The 18322-nt window shown below is 58.1% G+C and carries 15 protein-coding genes and 1 riboswitch; of the genes, 7 read left to right on the top strand and 8 right to left on the bottom strand.

What is annotated here, in order from left to right; genetic code table 11:
* The first annotated feature begins 124 nt into the window (after positions 1-124).
* The 3 genes from hrpB (at position 125) to NNL35_RS01235 (ending at position 5269) form a co-directional block, all read left to right on the top strand.
* The gene (gene hrpB / locus NNL35_RS01245; protein WP_006677042.1) at positions 125-2683 is read left to right on the top strand and encodes an ATP-dependent helicase HrpB; all 2559 of its coding nucleotides are present in this window, start codon (positions 125-127) and stop codon (positions 2681-2683) included.
* Positions 2684-3164: 481 nt separating this feature from the next.
* The gene (locus NNL35_RS01240) at positions 3165-4376 is read left to right on the top strand and encodes a macrolide family glycosyltransferase (RefSeq protein WP_006677043.1); all 1212 of its coding nucleotides are present in this window, start codon (positions 3165-3167) and stop codon (positions 4374-4376) included.
* A 383-nt stretch (positions 4377-4759) separates the two neighbouring features.
* Positions 4760-5269, top strand: coding sequence for a CcdC family protein (locus NNL35_RS01235; protein WP_006677044.1), 510 nt, complete (start codon positions 4760-4762; stop codon positions 5267-5269).
* A gap of 77 nt (positions 5270-5346) precedes the next feature.
* Here NNL35_RS01235 and NNL35_RS01230 read toward each other — a convergent pair whose 3' ends face one another.
* Positions 5347-6324 (bottom strand): aromatic ring-hydroxylating oxygenase subunit alpha, encoded by a 978-nt coding sequence (locus tag NNL35_RS01230; RefSeq protein ID WP_006677045.1) that lies wholly within the window; start codon positions 6322-6324, stop codon positions 5347-5349.
* 264 nt (positions 6325-6588) lie between these two features.
* Here NNL35_RS01230 and NNL35_RS01225 point away from each other — a divergent pair, with 264 nt between their 5' ends.
* Positions 6589-7935, top strand: a complete 1347-nt coding sequence (locus NNL35_RS01225) for a solute carrier family 23 protein (RefSeq protein WP_006677046.1) — start codon at positions 6589-6591, stop codon at positions 7933-7935.
* Between the two features lie 63 nt (positions 7936-7998).
* Here the strand turns inward: NNL35_RS01225 and NNL35_RS01220 are convergent, their stop codons facing one another.
* Positions 7999-9336, bottom strand: a complete 1338-nt coding sequence (locus NNL35_RS01220) for a TrkH family potassium uptake protein (protein ID WP_006677047.1) — start codon at positions 9334-9336, stop codon at positions 7999-8001.
* Between the two features lie 256 nt (positions 9337-9592).
* Between NNL35_RS01220 and NNL35_RS01215 the strand changes: the two genes are divergently transcribed.
* Complete coding sequence (locus tag NNL35_RS01215) at positions 9593-10021, top strand: EamA family transporter (RefSeq protein WP_006677048.1); 429 nt, start codon at positions 9593-9595, stop codon at positions 10019-10021.
* 54 nt (positions 10022-10075) lie between these two features.
* Here NNL35_RS01215 and NNL35_RS01210 read toward each other — a convergent pair whose 3' ends face one another.
* Together NNL35_RS01210 and NNL35_RS01205 are read right to left on the bottom strand one after the other, a co-directional pair.
* Entirely contained in the window at positions 10076-11068 is a 993-nt protein-coding gene (locus NNL35_RS01210; protein WP_006677049.1) for a tetratricopeptide repeat protein, read from the bottom strand.
* Between the two features lie 353 nt (positions 11069-11421).
* Positions 11422-12684, bottom strand: coding sequence for an MFS transporter (locus tag NNL35_RS01205; RefSeq protein ID WP_006677050.1), 1263 nt, complete (start codon positions 12682-12684; stop codon positions 11422-11424).
* 118 nt (positions 12685-12802) lie between these two features.
* Between NNL35_RS01205 and NNL35_RS01200 the strand changes: the two genes are divergently transcribed.
* Positions 12803-13087, top strand: coding sequence for a hypothetical protein (locus NNL35_RS01200; RefSeq protein WP_006677051.1), 285 nt, complete (start codon positions 12803-12805; stop codon positions 13085-13087).
* Positions 13088-13126: 39 nt separating this feature from the next.
* Here NNL35_RS01200 and NNL35_RS01195 read toward each other — a convergent pair whose 3' ends face one another.
* The 4 genes from NNL35_RS01195 to NNL35_RS01180 all read right to left on the bottom strand — a co-directional run bounded on the left by NNL35_RS01195 (position 13127) and on the right by NNL35_RS01180 (position 16362).
* Entirely contained in the window at positions 13127-13837 is a 711-nt protein-coding gene (locus NNL35_RS01195; RefSeq protein ID WP_006677052.1) for an ABC transporter permease, read from the bottom strand.
* A complete protein-coding gene (locus NNL35_RS01190) occupies positions 13834-14688 on the bottom strand; it encodes an ABC transporter ATP-binding protein (RefSeq protein WP_006677053.1) in 855 nt (284 codons plus the stop codon). The genes NNL35_RS01195 and NNL35_RS01190 overlap by 4 nt, the downstream gene beginning before the upstream one ends.
* A gap of 191 nt (positions 14689-14879) precedes the next feature.
* Positions 14880-16100 carry a LytTR family transcriptional regulator DNA-binding domain-containing protein gene (locus tag NNL35_RS01185; RefSeq protein WP_006677054.1) on the bottom strand — a complete coding sequence of 407 codons (1221 nt, stop codon included), beginning with the start codon at positions 16098-16100 and terminating at the stop codon, positions 14880-14882.
* The gene (locus NNL35_RS01180; RefSeq protein WP_254552853.1) at positions 16090-16362 is read right to left on the bottom strand and encodes a hypothetical protein; all 273 of its coding nucleotides are present in this window, start codon (positions 16360-16362) and stop codon (positions 16090-16092) included. Before NNL35_RS01180 ends, NNL35_RS01185 begins: the two co-directional genes overlap by 11 nt.
* 66 nt (positions 16363-16428) lie before the next feature.
* Positions 16429-16528, top strand: a riboswitch (purine riboswitch).
* Positions 16529-16636: 108 nt separating this feature from the next.
* On the opposite strand from NNL35_RS01180, the gene NNL35_RS01175 reads away from it, so the two are divergent.
* Positions 16637-18067, top strand: coding sequence for an NAD(P)/FAD-dependent oxidoreductase (locus tag NNL35_RS01175; RefSeq protein ID WP_006677055.1), 1431 nt, complete (start codon positions 16637-16639; stop codon positions 18065-18067).
* Positions 18068-18322 lie beyond the last annotated feature (255 nt).

Genomic DNA, 18322 nt, shown 5'->3' with positions numbered 1-18322 from the left:
ACATGGAACACGTTCGTTAAAGCCCGTCTCAGGAGAACGGCCTCATGCGCCGACCTCCTGGACTTATTACGCCGCCGATTGACGCGGCCGTGAACGGAATCAGACATGGAGTTGGAGTGAAGGAATGGTGGAGCAACAGAACCGATTGCCGATAGAGGATGCCCTGCCCGCGTTGAAGGATGCCCTTGAGGCAGCCCGCGGGGCGGTGCTCGTCGCCGAGCCGGGGGCGGGCAAGACGACGCGCGTGCCGTTGGCGCTGCTGGACGAGCCGTGGCTCCGGGGCCAGCGCATCGTGATGCTGGAGCCGCGGCGGCTGGCGGCCCGTTCGGCCGCCCGCTATATGGCGCGGACGATGGGGGAGAAGCCCGGCGAGACCGTGGGCTACCGGGTCCGCCTCGATACGAAGGTGAGCGCCGCGACGCGGGTGGAAGTCATCACGGAGGGCGTCCTGACCCGGATGCTGCAGGAGGACCCGGCGCTGGAGGGCGTGGGGCTGCTCATCTTCGATGAGTTCCATGAGCGGCATCTGCACGCCGATCTCGGCCTGGCGCTGGCGCTCGAATCGCAAGCGCTGCTGCGCGACGATCTGCGTATCCTCGTCATGTCCGCCACGCTGGATGCTGAGCCGGTCGCCGCCCTGCTGGGCGGCGCGCCCGTCATCCATAGCCCGGGGCGGACGTATCCGGTGGATACGCATTATGCCCCGCAGCCGGAGAGCGTGCCGCTCGACCGGGCGGTCGCCCGGATGATCGCCGCTGCGCTGCAGCGCCATGACGGCGACCTCATGGCGTTCCTGCCCGGCGCGGGCGAGATTCGCCGCACGGAGGAGGCGCTCCATGCCGAGCTGCGCTCGCACGGCATGGACGGGCGAGTGCGGGTCGCCCCGCTGTTCGGCCAGCTCTCGGCCGAAGCGCAGGACGCCGCGATCGCGCCCGGAACGGACGGCCGGCGCAAGGTCGTGCTCGCCACGGCGCTGGCCGAGACGAGCTTGACGGTAGAAGGCGTCCGCATCGTCGTCGACAGCGGCCTCATGCGCGTGCCGCGCTTCTCGCCGCGCACTGGGATGACGCGCCTGGAGACGGTGCCCGTCTCCCGCGCGTCCGCCGACCAGCGGCGCGGCCGGGCCGGCCGGCTCGGCCCCGGCGTCTGTTACCGGCTCTGGCCGGAAGCGCGGCACGCCCAGCTTCCGGCACATAATACGCCGGAAATTCTCGACGCGGACCTGGCCCCGCTCGTGCTGGAGCTGGCGGCCTGGGGCAGTGCCGCCGCCGACCTGCGGTGGCTGACCCCGCCGCCCGCGGCCGCCCTGGCCCAGGGCGCCGATCTGCTCCAACGGCTCGGCGCCTTGACGCCGGCGGGGGCGTTGACGGCGCACGGGCGCGAACTGGCCGCGAACGGCCTGCACCCGCGGCTCGCGCACATGATCGTGCGGGCCGAGCCGCTCGGTCTCCGCGCCGCCGCCTGCGATCTGGCGGCGCTGCTCGGCGAGCGCGACCTCTTCCGCAAGGCCCCGGGCGCGGCGGAGACGCCGCTTAGCCCGGATCTGACCTTGCGCCTAGAGGCGCTCGCGGCCCGCCGCGCTTCGCAGGCGGCTGCAGCCGGCGGACGGCTGGACGAAGGCGCCGTCCGCCAGGTGCGCGAGCAGGCGCAGCGCTACCGCCAGGCGTTCGGCGCCCCTGCGGACGCGCCGCCGCCATCCGCCGCCGAGGCGGGCCTGCTGGCCGCGTTCGCGTACCCGGACCGCATCGCGGAGCGCCGGGCGGACGGCCGCTACCTGCTCGCGAACGGGCGCGGGGCGGCGTTCGCCCCCGCCGTGGCCCGCAGCGCCCCGCTGGCGCGCGAGCCTTATCTCGTCGCCCTGCAGCTCGACGACACTGGCGCGGACAGCCGCATCCTGCTGGCGGCGGCTTTGGATCGCGCCCTGCTGGAGCGGCACTTCGCCGAGCAGCTCGTGCGGGACACGCAGGTCGCCTGGGACGCGGCGGCCCAAGCCGTCCGTGCGCGCGAGCGCGTCCGGCTGGGCGCGCTCACGCTTGCCGATGCGCCGCACCCGGCCCCCGATGCGGAGGCGGTGCAGCGCGCGCTTCTGCAGGGCATCGCCCGGGAAGGGCTGGCCCTGCTGCCCTGGACCAAGCAGGCGCGCCAATGGCAGACGCGCCTTCAATTCATGCACCGGCATCAGCCGGATTGGCCTGATGCCGGGGAGGAAGCCCTCCTCTCGAAGCTGGAGGAGTGGCTCGGCCCGCACGTCTACGGAATGCGAAGCCGTGCGGACCTGCAGAGCCTCAACCTCGCGGGGGCGCTCGAAGCGCTGCTCCCGTGGGAGAAGCGGCAACAGCTCGAGCGGGAAGCGCCGACCCATATGACGGTGCCGAGCGGATCGCGGATCCCGATCGATTACACCGATCCGGATCGGCCGGTGCTCGCCGTTCGGCTCCAGGAAGTGTTCGGCTGGAAGGAGACGCCGCGCATCGCGAACGGCGCAGTGCCGCTGACCCTGCACCTGCTCTCGCCCGCCCAGCGTCCGGTGCAAGTCACGCAGGACTTGGCAAGCTTCTGGCATAATACCTACTTCGAAGTCAAAAAAGATCTGAAAGGCCGCTACCCCAAGCATTATTGGCCGGATGATCCGCATGAAGCAATCGCGACACGCCGGACGAGGCCGCAGCCGCCGCGCGGATAAGCAGAGCTGACTCTCCGGGTAGACTGTTCATAGAAGGGACAGGGAAGAAAGTTAGAAGGAATAGAATCGTCACAGGAACGAATTGAACGAATTCCTGAGGCGTTCTATTCCTTTTTTACAGAATAGGGCGTATGCCCCTTAGCCTCCTTTTGGCCAATATCCCCTTCGCTCAGAGGGAAACATAGAGTCGTTATCAACCCTAAGACTTTTTCTCTCTGCTGCGCCTAATGGAAGTCTGCCATCGATCCATTTCGTAAGCGTTCAAACCGAGGATTGAAGGACATAAGGCGAAGGGGCAGCGCTATCAAGTCTTTGTCTCAGCTTTTGAACAAGTAGAGAGATTATATGGATTCCTGTAGCCCCGTTGTTCCCTTGTGCAAGGGAAGGCTGGTTTCAAGTGTTGTTTGACCCTGTGAGTGACCTCATTTATAATGGAAATGGGGTCATATTCTATTTAAGTATAATTTTGGAGGTGGAGTAAGTGGCACGCGTATTGTACGTAACAATTCCAGCAGAAGGTCACGTTAATCCTACGATAGGATTAGTGAAGCAACTGGTCGACAACGGAGAAGAAGTCGTCTATATGTGCTCGGAAGAATATCGGTCGAGGCTTGCCCAGACCGGAGCGCAGTTCCGAGCCTATCAAATGGATGAAACCGTCTTTCGAGAGCTTGGTTTTAATCCAACGGAATATACACACCCGCTTCACTTCACCAATTTTATACTGCGAGGCATTATTGAACCTCACATTCCCGAAATTTTAAGGCAGACCGAGAACGAGTCATTTGATTACCTGATATTTGACTCCTTGTTCGGTTGGGGAGGGGCTATTCTAGGGGAAAGGTTAGGCATCCCGACGTTCTGCTCCATTACCAACCTGGCTTTCGCTGAGCCTCTAAGCAATATTATAGAGGTGTTCGATGCCGATGATGTAGATGTGGACGCTCTGTATGCCAGACTGACGAAGACGGCGGAGAGCGTCGCTCAGGCATGTAACGTAGCTGTCCCTGCCCTTGAAGATATTACCCGCCAGTATGGGCAGTCCAAGATTGTATTTACTAGCCGTGAATTCCAACCGGATGCGGACAAGCTTGACGATAGCTATATCTTTATCGGACCTTCCATTACGTCACGTCCTGACGCGCCTTCATTTCCGTTCGAACAGCTTCGATCCCGATATGATAAAGTGGTCTATATATCAATGGGGAGCATTTTGACCAAGGATGTGGAGCTTTACAAGCTTTGCTTTGAAGCGTGTCAAGATATCCCGGCTCAATTTGTGTTATCCTGCGGCAAAGACACGGATCTCGATTCGCTGGGTGACCTTATTCCGCATCATTTCATTATCGAGCCATATGTTCCCCAGTTGGAAGTGCTCCAGCAAGCTGATGCTTTTATTACACATGCCGGCATGAACAGTACAAGTGAGGCTCTATATTATGACGTGCCCCTTGTCATGATTCCATTAAGCTCGGATCAACCTATTGTTGCGAAGCGGGTGGAGGAGTTAGGAGCCGGCATTGCGTTAGATAGGAGCCGGCTTACGCCTGAAGCTTTGAAGTCGGCTTTGCTGCAAGTGTTGAATGATTCATCTTATAAAGAGCATGCCAAGCAGGTAGGGGATTCCTTGCGCAACGCTGGCGGGTACACAGAAGCCGCAAATCGGATCATGTCCTTATTTTCAAAAGTATAAAATGCAGCATCACGCCAGCCCTGATCCTTCTTGACTCTTACAATGTTTAGGCTAGATCCGGATGCTTCGCATTGGAGAGGCTAGGTAGCGGAATCGCTAACTGCTCAACCTACTGTTTGACGCGGCTAAGCTCTCGAATCGAACCTGACTCGATGGGATAGCGAGCAAAAGAACCAACCAAAGTGGATGCCGACCGGACGTAGCGGGCAGAACCGTATGTTCGTGCGCACTAACATATTGGCGGAACCCGGATGCGCCAACTGCGGGAGAAGCAGGAGAGTATCTTTTGTAAGCGAGGGCATACTCATGTAAAATAAGTCATAGACGACCGAGGGCGATGTGGTTGCCCTCGGTTCTATTTTAGTCTATCGAGGTGAATGACCATGTCACATGCCCTGGTGTCGCCGCAATTGATGTCACTGCTTGTATCGCTCGCGGCCGGGACGGCGGTCATTGTGCTGCGCCTGCGCGCGTCCCATAAGCCGACATCCGCCAAAAAGATTATTATGCCGCCTGTCGGGATGGCCTCCGGATTTCTGATGTTTGTCGTTCCGGCGATGCGGATCCCGTGGACATGGGGGATTGCCGCTTTTGTAGCCGGCGCGCTATGCTTCTCGTACCCGCTTATCCGCACATCGCGGTTCGAGGTGAACGACGGGCAAGTGTATCTGAAGCGTTCGAATATGTTCATCGTGGTCATCGTCGCGCTGTTGATTTTGCGGCTCATTCTGCATGACGTCGTGGAGCAGTATGTCTCGATGATGCAGAGCGCGTCCATCTTCTTCATCCTGGCGTTCGGGATGCTGCTTCCCTGGCGTGTGGCCATGCTGATGGAATACCGGAAGCTGACAGGTTCTGCGGATACAGGGGCGGAAGAGAACCGCTCCACGTAGATCATGGCGGCAGACGGACCCAAACACCAAAAAGTCTGGCAACCTGTACAGGTCCCAGACTTTTTTTCTTCCATGGCTCAAGCGGTTCCCCACTCGACACCGAGCTCCTTCAAATATTGACGGTAAGCGATGCTGACCCGATCGCATTTGAGCGACAGCTCCACCTGTAGGTCAAGCGGCAGATCCTCCGGCTTCTGATTCTCGACGACCGGCTTGTCCTGCGCGAAAATCATATCCTGGAAGCTGGTAATCTCGCTGTCGCTCAACCCTGGATCGTAGCTGAACGAGATGACGCCGTAAGCTACGGACGTCGCCGTGTCCTGCGGACGAACCGTCAGCAGAATCGACATCCGTTGCCCGGTCTCCTTGTCCCGCTTGACGAACTTGACCGTGAGCGGGCGCGCAATCTCATACGTGTAGTAGACATGCTTCGCTTGTCCGCTTCCATCCGGATCCGGCTGGAAAATCTCGATCTCCTCCGAACGGATTCCCTCCGGCACGCGATGAACCCGGTAATCTCCGATCTCGGTATGCGTCTCCACCCCGAGATAACCTTCATGCACGACGGCCAGATGGCCGACATCGAGGAAGTTCTCCACGATCCGCGGCGGCTTCGCTTCGACGGTCTGCGGCCCCCAGACGACATGGCGCCAGCCTTCCGCTTCATATTCCGGGAACGGGAACCACGGCGCGTCCTTGCCCCCGAGGTTAACCCAGATGAAGCCGTAACGCTCTTCACATCCGTATGCAGTCACTTGCGCTTTCTTCGGAATGGCCTGCTCCGCCGGCAGCTGCGGAATATGCACGCAGGCGCCGGAAGCGTCGAATTCCCACGCATGATACGGGCAGACGAGATGCCCGTTCTTGACGCAGCCCAACGATAACGCCGCCCCGCGATGGATGCACAGATCCTTGAACGCATGCACGCCGTCCCCCGTGCGGAACACGACAACGCGCTCTCCCATGATATGGACTTGAATCGGCTTCTCCTTCACCTCATCCGCCCGGCAGGCGACAATCCATTCCTTGCGCAATACTTCATCCTGGATGATCATGATCTTGGTATATCCCCTTTTTATGGAAGTGTTATGAATCTATGAGAGTTTTGGTCCGAAAGTTCGATAATCAATCTATCCATCTCTTATTTTAGGAGATACATTTGAGTCAGTCAACTAAAAACACGAACAATACATTGGTAAATAGTAAAAATATTCGTAAATAACCTATACAAATCGGGGAATTGAATTTATAATCTGGAGTTGTGAGCTAGATCACATCAAGGACTACATTCGAACCGCAATGGGAGGAACAGTACACTTATGGAACCGTCAACCAAGTCGAACAACCTTATCGTTGGAGTGGATGATAAGATCGGCGTCGGGAAGGCTTTTATTTTGGGCTTGCAGCATGTATTGGCTATGGATTTGTACATTGCACCAATCGTTATCGCCGGTCTGCTCAGTCTCAGTGCGTCGGACACTTCCTTTTTTATTCAAATGTGCTTTCTGGGAACAGGCATCGCGACCTTGATCCAGACCGGCTTCGGGCTCCGTCTGCCTGTCGTTCAGGGACCGTCTTATGTGCCTATCGGGGCTATGGGCGCGATAGGCAGCAAGCTGGGGCTCGGCGCGATGACCGGAAGCCTGATTCCCGGGGCACTGCTTATTGCCCTGCTGGGCATGCCGTTGAAATGGTTCGCCAAGGCGGTTCGCCGCGTCATTCCTCCGCTGGTCGGCGGTACGGTTATTCTCATTGTCGGTATTTCGCTTATGCCGGTCGGCATGAGCAATATTTATAGGGCGGAAGGCGATCTGTGGACGAATGTGCTGATTGCCGCCGTCTCCGCGGGCGCGCTTATTATCTGCATGCTGCTCGGCCGCCGTTCGAAGGGGCTGGGCACGGTGTCGCGCCTGATTTCCGTTATCGTCGCGATCGTGGTCGGCACGATTACCGCTTCGTTCTTCGGTACGGTCGACTTCACCCCGGTCGCTGAGGCGGAATTGCTGGCGATTCCGAGCTTCTTCCCGTTCGGAGCTCCGGTCTTCGACATAAGCGCTATCTTGACGATGGTCTTCGTCTATTTCATTATTCTGATCGAGACGACCGGAACCTGGTTCGTCATCTCCCAAGTTACCGGCAAAGAGCTGACGGACGAGCGCTTGAACCGCGCTGCCGCCGGCGAGGGACTCGGCTGCTTCGCCGGCGCCCTGTTCGGAGGCACGCCGATGACCGGTTACTCCTCGAACGCCGGCCTGATCGCGGTGACGGGAGTAGGCAGCCGCATGGCGATTATGGCGGGTGGCTTCATCCTGCTCCTGCTCGGCCTCGTGCCGAAGCTGTCTACGGCGATCACCTGCATTCCGGAGCCGGTCATCAACGGCATTTTCGGCGTCGTCTGCGTAGCCATTGTCGTGAACGGCCTCAAGGTCATCCAACTGATTGACCTCGATGAACGCGCGATGATGATTATCGGGGTACCGGTCCTGCTGACGATGGCCGTGACGGTGCTGCCGAAGGACGCGCTGGTCGGTCTGCCTGACTTCGCCGTCTATATTTTATCCTCCGGCATTACCGTAGGCGCTATTGCTGCGCTCGTGCTGAACCTGATCATTCCGGGCGGGCGCGCCGCTTCCGCGAAGGAAGCGCCAACGGATACGGCGGCATAGCCATTGACAGGATTCAGAAAAAAACTAACCCCCGCTGCGCCCTTATGGCAGCGGGGGTTGTTGTTATCCAATCATGATTTTCCCTTCCGGGTAGCGATAGAGCGATTGCTCCCGGCGGTTGCCGAGCGCGTAGGCGAGCGTCATCGGCCCGATTCTGCCGATGAACATCGTCATGGCGATGACGAGCTTCCCGAAGGGAGACAGCTCGGGGGTCAGTCCCATCGACATGCCTACCGTCGCTACGGCCGATACGGTATCGAACAGAATGCTGATGAACGGCACATCCTCAGTGACCGCCAGCAGCATCGAGACCGACAGCACCATGAACAGCGCCAGGAAAATCACGGTCAGCGCCTTGATGATCAGATCCTTCGGCAGGCGGTGGCGGAACAGCACGGCATCCTCGCGTCCCTTCAGCATCGCATAGACGGCCGCCATCAGAATCGCGAACGTCGTCGTCTTAATACCGCCGCCCGCAGAGCCGGGCGAAGCGCCGACGAACATGAGCATAATCAGGAAAAACTGCGTCACCTGGCGCATATCCGCCACATCCAGCGTTACGGTGCCCGAGGAACGGGTCGAGACCGACTGGAAGAAGGAAGCGTAGATCTTGCCTTCCCAGCTCATCGATCCGAGCGTATAGCTGTTCGAGAATTCGAAGATGAAGAGCAGCACCGCGCCGCCCACGACGAGAAGCGCCGTCATCGACAGGACGACCTTGGAGTGCAGAGAGAGCCGCCGCTTCTTCGGGTAGTCATACAGCTCCGCCAGCACGATGAAGCCGAGACCGCCCGCGATGACCAGGAAGAAGGCGACGAGATTGGTCACGCCATCCTCTGCGAACTGCTGGAAGCTGTCGCCGAACAGGTCGAAGCCCGCATTGTTGAACAGGGATATCGAATGGAAAAGACTATACGTGAACGATTGGCCGAGCGGCATCGTCTGTCCCCAATGCAGCGTCAGTACGACGGTGGCCGACGATTGGATGATGACGACGAAGATGATGACCCGCCGAATCGTGCGCACAATCCCTTCCATGCTGTTGGCGTTGATCGACTCCTGCAGGATCAGGCGTTCGCGGAGCGATATTTTTTTGCCCAGCATGAGATAGAACAGAAGGGCCACCGACATGAAGCCGATGCCCCCGATCTGGACGAGGGAAATAATGACTCCCTGCCCAAAGGGAGAAAAGGTCGTGCCGACATCGACGACGACCAGCCCGGTTACGCAGACGGCGGAAGTCGCTGTAAATAAGGCGTCCACGAAGGAAATGGAATGACCCGGCGCCAGCGAGACAGGCAGCTTCAGCAGCAGGGTTCCGATTGAAATAATAAAGAGAAAACCCGTCACCAGCACGCGGGCGGGCGTCCAGTGCAGCGTTCTTTTTTTCAACAGGGTCATACAGAAGGTCTCCTTTTGGTCCATAACGAAAAAATAATGAGCGTAATGACGCCAGTACGGCGCCGAATCGGATTGGAAATTAAAACGAAGACTAGTATATCGTTCTCCGCTCCCGTTGTAAACAAGCGTTCCCTGATTTACTGAACATTTTCCTCTTCTGTGGAATGGAATGCAAGCTTTTGCCGGCGGAAGGCTGACGCATTTTGCCGTATAATGGACGATGTGCTGATATGTTTTAGAAAAAGGGGGGGGAATAATGGGAAGCTGGTTATGGTTCGCCCTGCTGTCCGCCGCGATGGCGGCGCTCGTCTCGCTCTTCGGCAAGCTTGGCATGAAGAATGTCGATCCGGATACCGCCACCGCCGTACGGGCGGTCATTATGGCCGTGTTCCTGTTGGGCGTGCTGGCCATTCAGGGCAAGCTGACACAGGTGGGGGAGGTTCTAGCCAACCGGAAGGCGCTGCTCTATATCGTGCTGAGCGGGGTAGCGGGTGCGCTGTCATGGCTGTTCTACTTCATTGCGATTCAGAAAGGGGAAGTGTCGAAGGTGGCGCCGGTCGACAAGCTCAGCGTCGTGTTGGCCGTGGGGCTTGCTTTTCTGTTCCTGGGGGAGCGCTTGTCGCTTGTCGCCAGCCTGGGCGTGCTGCTGATTACCGTCGGAGTGATTATGACGGCGCTCGGCTGAGCGGAACAAGGAGAAGGAATTGGCAGCCGTACATACGCGAAGCGGCCCAAGGTATTATGCCCAAGGCCGCCCGTATACTTTCCAATTGACATACCACCGGCTAATCCAATGTGTCGACACATGAAGCAGGACAAAGGCAACGAGCAGTACCGGTTTAAGATAAGCAAATAAGACCCAAATCACAAACAATATCCACGGGTTCAGCTTCTGGAACCACTGGGCCGGCAGCCAGACGAGGCGAAAGGCCAGGTTGGCCTTCTGCAGCGTATCCATATACTCCTCACGGACTTGGGAATCGTCCGGATCCAGGCGGACCGCCTTCTCCATCAGGCGAAGCGAATGGTTCTTCTCCCCGCGCTGGTCGGCTGCCCAGGCGAGCTGCATCAGCGTGTACGCATGCTCCTCTTCCATCGCCAATGCCTGGCGTTCGGCTTCCTTCGACTCCGCCGTCCGTTCCAGCTGCGCCAGTACATAGCTGTATGTGGCGTAAGCGAGTCCGGCCGGCTCGATATCGATGCACCGCTCCAGCGAGAGGACGGCCTGCTCCAGCGCGCCTTTGCGCATCTGGTGCTGCGCGAGCAGCAGATGCGGCGTCGGATCGTCCGGCGCCATCGCGATCAGCTGCCTCGCTGCCGTTTCGAAGGCAACCCATTCTCCCCGGTCATAATAGATGCCCATCCGCACCCGCCAGGCGTCCGGCTGATGAATATCCCGCCGCAGCGCTTCTCCCGCCCAATCGAGAGCTTTGTCCGGATCGACGGGCTTATGAACGACGGCAGCCAGCGACATAATGGTTGGATGCTCCGGGTATTCCAACTGCAGCTGCATGGCTTCCCGCAGCGCTTCCTGATACTTCTGCTTCTGGTAAAGCTGGTTGATGCGCTGGATGGCCTGCTGCAAATATCGAATCGTATGTTGATCGTACTCTTCCCTGCCGCAGGCCGAATTCGATTCGTCTGCCGCCGGGGTCTGCTCCTGCGCTGCCGGAGGACATGGTTCGGTGTCTGGCGTGTCCTGAACCGGCTCTTGATGCGCATTCCGCGTCATCCTCCATCACCTCCAAGTATTTTCTTATGTTGTCTAGAACGATGGATATGTGATCCGTATCTCCACGGTTACATGTGATTGTCTTGATGGCTGGCGAATCGGGGCGGATTCCACAAGCTCCTCATCCAACTGCGGGACATGCCGGGATAGCGGGTTCGTTCACGGGTCTGATACGAGATGCTGCCGCTCGGCGTATGCAAGCAACGATTTGCAAGCTCATCATATTGTAGATCTAGTGAGCGCGAGGAGCAAGTGTAAAGAGGGGAAGCTCGGACAAATGTGTCCAAACGGTGAAGCACCGCAATCCGGAGCAGCGGCGGTGGCCACGGCGAAATTGCGGTGCTGTCGGTACATTATGCTTCGGCATCTTGCGCCCATTCATTCAGCGTGCGATCCTTGGGCAGCAGCAGAGCGAGAACGCCCAGGAGCGGCAGGAAGCCGCAGATGATCATAATCTGGCTAATGCCGAAGCCGTCGATGAAGTAGCCGAGCGCCAAGGCCCCGACTCCGCCCATGCCGAAGGCGAACCCGGTGATAAGACCGGAGACCGTGCCGATATTGCCCGGATGGAGGAGCTGCGCGTAGATGACGGTCACCGAGAAGCTGGAGAGCAGGATGAAGCCCGTAAGGGCCAGCAGCACCCCGGCCCAGAACAGATTGACGAACGGCAGCAGCAGCGCCAGGGGCGCGGTGCCGAGCATCGAGGCCAATATGAGATTGCGGCGGCCGAACCGATCCGCCAGCGGCCCGCCGAAGAAGGTGCCTACCGCACCTGCTCCCAGGAACAGAAAGATATACAATTGGGCCTGATCCAACGTAAGCTTATAGTCTTCCATTAAATAGAATGCGTAATAGCTGCCGATGGCTGCCCCGTACCAGGAACGGACGAAGACGATCACGACGAGAATCAGGGTCGCCCAGGTAATGCTTTTGCGCCTTGCCGGGTCCATCTTGCGCTGCTGATGGCGCTTCGCGAAGGTGTATCCGGCGTCGAGCATGCCGCGGTACCAGCGTGCGATGTACATCTGCACGGCGATGCCGGCCCCCGCGATGAAGGTGAAGCCGAGCGCTCCTATCTGACCGAAGGGGATAAATACCCACTTGGTCAGCATCGGGGCAAGGGATTGCCCGGTGTTGCCGCCCACCTGAAAAATAGATTGGGCAAGGCCTTTGCGATGTCCGGCGGCCATATGGGCAACGCGCATTCCTTCGGGATGGAAGGCGGCCGAGCCGAGTCCGACGAGGATGACGGCCAGCAGAACCAGCCCGTAATTCGGCGCCAGCGCCAAGAGCAGCACACCGAAGAACGTGAACGTCATGCCGATGGGCAGCAGCGCCGGCGTCGGCCGCCGATCGGCCGCATAGCCGACAACCGGCTGCATAATCGAAGCGGTGAAGTTGATCGCGAAGGCGATCCAGCCGATCTGTCCGTACGAGAGCCGCATCGTATCCTTCAATATCGGAAAAATCGCGGGAATAACGGCTTGAATCGAATCATTGAACAGATGGACGAAGCTGATGGCCAGCAGAATGCGGAAGACCGTATCCTGCTGCGGGCTTGCCTGCTTGAGCAGATCGGGCGCAGGGCGCGAGGCGGCTATCGGTTTGCTGTTCATGTGCAGCTCCTTTCTAGGCGTTTTTTATCGTAATAACGGCCTTGCGTCCCTCCCAACCGGGACAACGGATGGAAAGGACGGGAATGGGCCGTTCAATGACCGTTCTGAAGATAAAGCCATGTCCCGCAACGTTCATCGGGATGATGCTACGATACAAGTTTTTGACACGGGGCGCAATCCAAAATTATTCCGCATATCGGAGCGCAATCCGGGCTTTCCCGCCGCCGGAAGCGGTCTTGCGCTGGATATCGCAAGGGAGCATCCGCTTGGCAGGACAACGCGAAGCCAGCCTGCGGAAGCAAGCCGGCAGGCCGGAACAGGGCGGCATATATCCTTTTTTGTTGCCTCTTGGGAACGGCTGTCGAGCCGCCGCCGAATGCTGTCTTTATTTCTCGGGAAATAGCTCCTCTTGCCGAGAGATGTGGCGCGTGCTCTCGCTCGCCTACGCGTCATACCGCTTTGCGCGGTACGTCGTGTAGCACAGGAGCAGGCAGGCGGCCATCCAGACGACGATGATGCCGGCATGCGGCAGCGCGTCGGCCAGCGTCCCGCCGTTCCACAGCTTGAAGCAAGCCAGGGAGAGCTGCTCCGTCGGCAGATAGCTGATCATCAAGTCGACCGCCGGATGGTTCAGCAGCGAGCCGAACATGGGCCCCATCAGGAAGAGAAGGAGCAGCGGCATGCCGAGGAAGGAAGTCTCCGTCGACGTGCGGGACAGCAAGCCGATCAGCGTGCCGATCGCCAAATACATCACGATGCTTGGAACAAGCAGAATGATAAGGGCAAGCGGAGACAGGGCGGGCGTATCCGCGATCAATAGGGTCAAAATAATGGCTGCCACCGTCATTAAAGCAGCGATGACGCTCTTGCCAATCAGCACCTCGAACGGTCTGGCCGGCGAGAGCATCAGCACCCGCAACGTATGTTTTTCTTTCTCCTCGGCAACCATCATCGCGAGCACGAAGGCCCCTGTCATCGTCAGCGCCATATTGATTGGCATCGACGGCAGGCTGGTCCCCACTTCCTCCCGGCCGCGGAACAGAAAGGCGAATATAATCGGCAAAACGGCCGTGCTTAACAGAACGGGATTGCGGAAGCAATCCTTCCATTCTTTCTCGACAATCGCCGAGATTCGTTTCCATGCGTAAGTCATAATACGGCTCCCCCAGTAACTTTTATAAAAATATCGCTTAACGACGGTTCATTGGAGTGAATGGACACCAGCTTCCCGGATGTCATCGACTCAGAGACGCGGCGCGCGCCTTCCTCATCGCAGGCCACCTGGTATGACCCGTCCGTGGTCGTGACCGTAATCGTGGCGTCCGCATAGCGGCGGCGAAGCAGCTGCGGCGTATCCATGGCGCTGATGCGCCCCTGGTGCAGGAAAGCGATCCGATCGCAGAGCGTCTCTGCTTCTTCCATATCGTGCGTGGAGAGAAAGATGGTCGTCCCAGCGCGATTCAATTCCTTCAACGATTCATGAATGCGGCGGGTGCTCCCCGGATCGAGCGCCGACGTCGGCTCATCCAGGAACAGAATCTCCGGCCGATGAAGCAGGGCCCGGGCCAGCGTGACGCGCTGTTTCATTCCTTTGGACAGGTTTTTGACGATGGTGTGCCGTTCGTTCGCCAGATTGACCTGTTCCAGTGCTTCCGGCACTCTGTTGGCGGGCACCTGGTACAGCTTGCAGAACATTTCCAGATTGTCCTGCACCGACAGCCGGTCGTACAGCGTGCTGTTGTCGGTCAGGATGCCGATGCGGGACAAATGTTGGTAGCGCTCCGCTTCCGTCATACGGGCGACATCCTGCCCGAATACGCGCGCTGTCCCGGATGTAGGCAACAGTTGAGCGGTCAATATTTTAATCGTGGTCGTCTTGCCGGAGCCGCTGGGACCGAGAAAGCCGAATGTCTCTCCTCTGTACACGGCGAAGTCGAGCGACCGCAGCGCGGATTGGTTGGCGAACATTTTGGTCAGCGCGCGGGCTTCGATAATAGGTTCCATAGTGCTTTCCTCCCATTAGGTAGTTGATGGGTCAATCAGAGATGAACGAGTTCAATTGGTTGACCTCATCATATCTCGGGAGGGAGGGGGCTGCTGCAAATGTTCGGCGAGAAGCGCACCTCAGGGGATGAACGCAACGGAACGAGCGCTGAATGAACCGATGTACCCGGCTGACACGCGCCGTTTGCTCGTTACGAAATGCCCATAATCGCCTTCATATCCTCATATTTGGTCTTCGAGAGCGGCACCGTGCTCTTCTTCTCATCGTCCAGCACAAGGCTGTAGCTGTTGCGTGACCAGATGATGACTTCGCGCACGCGCTGCAGATTGACCAGATACGAACGATGGCAGCGGAAAAAGCCGAACGGCTTTAATTTCTGCTCCAGATCCTGCAGCGTCATGGAGCACGGATATTCGCCGGATTGGACATGGAGATGAGCCACTCCGTCCTGGCTCTCGATATAGATCATCTCCAACGGATCGATGAGCACAATTTTATCCTCTACGCGTGCCGGCACTTTGTCGAAGACAATTTGCGGATAGTGTCGCTGGCTGCCGGGCGGCGTGCCGGCTCCGTCCGCAGCATCTGCCGTTGAAGGCGAACCGCCGGCAGCGGTATCCGATTCGGAAGCCAGGGAGCCGTCCGCTTGCTTCTTGGCCGCGCTCGGTGCTGCTTCGGCGGAGGAGCGGTCGTCCGCCGCTTCCTGAGGCAGGACGGCCGTTCCTTCCGCCGCTTGGCTGGAGCCGTCTTCGTCGAGGATGACCTCCTTGAAGCCGGCCGGCGTCCAGCGCAGGACGGTGTCCGTCAGCGTCAGCGCGCTCTCCAGCGAAGGCACGGTCATGAAGAAGGCGATCCCTTCCTGACAGAGCTCGCGAGTCCATTGGCGCAGCAGGAAGCAGCTCTCCAGGTCGAGATGGAATTCGGGGTCCTCCATGATAATCAGCTCCGGCTTCACCGCGGCGGCCCGGGCAAGCTGGAAGCGCCGCTGCTCCGCTTCCGTGCACTTGCCCAGCCGGACGTTCTGCTTGTTCCATAGTCCGGTCAGCTTCAATACGGATTCCAGTCTTGATTTATCGAATGCATTATATAATTTCATATACAATCCGACAGCCTCGCGCACGGTCAACCGTTCATGCACGGCATCCTCCTGACGGATCCAGCTGATGCGGGATTTCGCTTCGGGAGAGTGGAGGGGAAGGCCGTTCCAGCTCACCGTTCCGGTAGACATGGCAGCCGTGCCGGCCAACACATTCATGATGAGCTGGCCTGTGACATGGTTGCATTGTACGGCCAGGCATTGGCCCGGCTGCACCGTGACATGGAGCGCATCCAGGAGGGTCGAATTGCCTTGAGCGACATAGAGATGGTCGAGAACAAGTCCGCCCGATCGGGCGGGGGAGTCAGAGTTCATTATTTTCACGCCTTTTCATTGAATCTTCTTCGATCGTCATATCCAAAGGCAAGCTTATCAGCTTCGGGCCAGGACACACATTCTCCATCATAGCGTATTTTTCGTGTACGGGAGTAGGGGGACTTAGGGATGAAACCGATGGGAAAAAGTGTGCAATTTTCGTTAATATTCGGATTTGTGCTTGTTTTTCTTTCTGATCAATGCGGATATCTGCTCTATTTACGAAAAAACAACGAACAATAGAACCGAAGTTCGTTGACACGTTCGGGGAAATTCGTTACAATATCCATGTCGCTCCCTTGGGGGAACGGCAATGAAGTTGATCACAATGCTGCCTATTATTCCTGTTCGTATATTCCCGGAGATAAGGTCCGGGGGTCTCTACCAGGAGCCGTAAATTCCTGACTACGAGCGGTGTGCTTTCGCATACCCGGGTGAAGTCAGGATTTTTTGTCGTCCAGAAAAGGAACGGAAATTCGTCATTCGCCCCATTCAGATTCATACAACGTGTTATGAACGAGGAGGATCTTGATCTTATGAGCAAGTATGATGTCATTGTCGTTGGTGCAGGGCCTGCGGGAATTTTTACATGCTATGAGCTGACGTTGAAAGCCCCCCACCTTAACGTATTGTTAGTGGACAAAGGCCATGATATATACCGGCGGAGCTGTCCGATTCTGGAGGAGAAAATTCAATTATGCCCTCCGGCTATCGGCCGCAAAGAATTCGCCGGATGCTTGCCCGCCTGTTCCATCACGAACGGCTTCGGCGGAGCCGGCGCCTACAGTGACGGCAAATTCAACATTACGACCGAGTTCGGCGGCTGGCTGACCGATTATTTACCGCCGTCGCAGGTCCTTGATCTCATTCAATACGTGGACCGGATCAATTTGGAGCACGGCGCCACGACGAATATAACGGACCCGACGACGGAGACCGTGCGCCGGATCGAACAGCAGGGATATGCGGCAGGGCTGAAGCTGCTGCGTGCGGAAGTCCGCCACTTGGGGACGGAGCAGAACCTGGAGATTCTACAATCGATTTTTGAATACTTGAAGACGCGCATCGATATGATGCATAAGACCGAAGTGGCGGATCTCGTCACCGTGAAGCAGGACGGACGCCATGTCGTGAAGGGCATTGAGCTGAAGGGCGGCGAGACGATCGAAGCCGATCGCGTCGTTATCGTGCCGGGACGGGACGGGTCCGCTTGGCTGACGGAGATTTTGAAGAAGCGCCGCCTGAAAATGTACAACAACCAGGTCGATGTCGGCGTACGCGTCGAGACATCGGATGTCGTCATGCGCGAGATCAACGAGCATCTCTATGAAGGAAAGTTCATCTTCAACACGTCCGTAGGCACGCGGGTGCGCACATTCTGCAGCAATCCGTCCGGACACGTCGTGGTGGAGAACCACAGCGGCATTATGTGCGCGAACGGCCATTCTTACAAGGATCCGAAGCTCGGATCCAAAAATACGAACTTCGCTCTGCTCGTATCGCATACGTTCACGGAGCCGTTCGACAAGCCGAACGAATATGCCCGCGAAATCTGCAAGCGAGCCAACGATCTGTCCGGCGGAGGCGTCATTGTGCAGAAATACGGCGATATTCTCCGCGGGCGCCGCTCCACCGAGAAGCGCATCCGGGAAGGCTTCCTGGAGCCGACGCTGCGCGAAGGGGTTCCTGGCGATCTGGGTCTCGTGCTCCCATACAATACAATGAAGAGCCTCATCGAAATGGTGGAGGCGCTGGACAAGGTGACGCCGGGAATCGCTTCCGATCATACGCTGTTCTATGGCGTCGAGGCGAAGTTCTACTCGGCTCGCCCGAAGCTGGATGCGACGCTCGAATCGGAGATTGCCGGACTGTACTGCGGCGGGGACGGAGCCGGCGTCACCCGCGGGCTGGCGCAAGCCGGGGCGGCCGGAGTTCATATTGCCCGCAGCATTATTGCGAGAGGATAATTCATACAGGGAAGTCCGCGGCCGCAAGGTGCGCGGGCTTTTTCCATTTTCGGAGGCAACTTGACCTGTTCCATGAGATGTTGTCAGATTGTTAATTTTGAACATTATCTTGTGATAAAATGCACAACCTCAGTAAGGAAGCTTCGATACAATGAACTTGCATCTTTACATCGGCCTGGGATCCGGTGCCTCATGTCATAACGGCGTGACGGCTCCGTTCATTCGGAGGATGCGACAATGCCAGCAAGGTACTTG

It is taken from the genome of Paenibacillus dendritiformis (genome assembly GCF_945605565.1).
Classification (GTDB): domain Bacteria; phylum Bacillota; class Bacilli; order Paenibacillales; family Paenibacillaceae; genus Paenibacillus_B; species Paenibacillus_B dendritiformis_A.
Note: the sequence above shows the minus strand (reverse complement) of the source record. Positions and strands in the feature narration are given on the sequence as shown.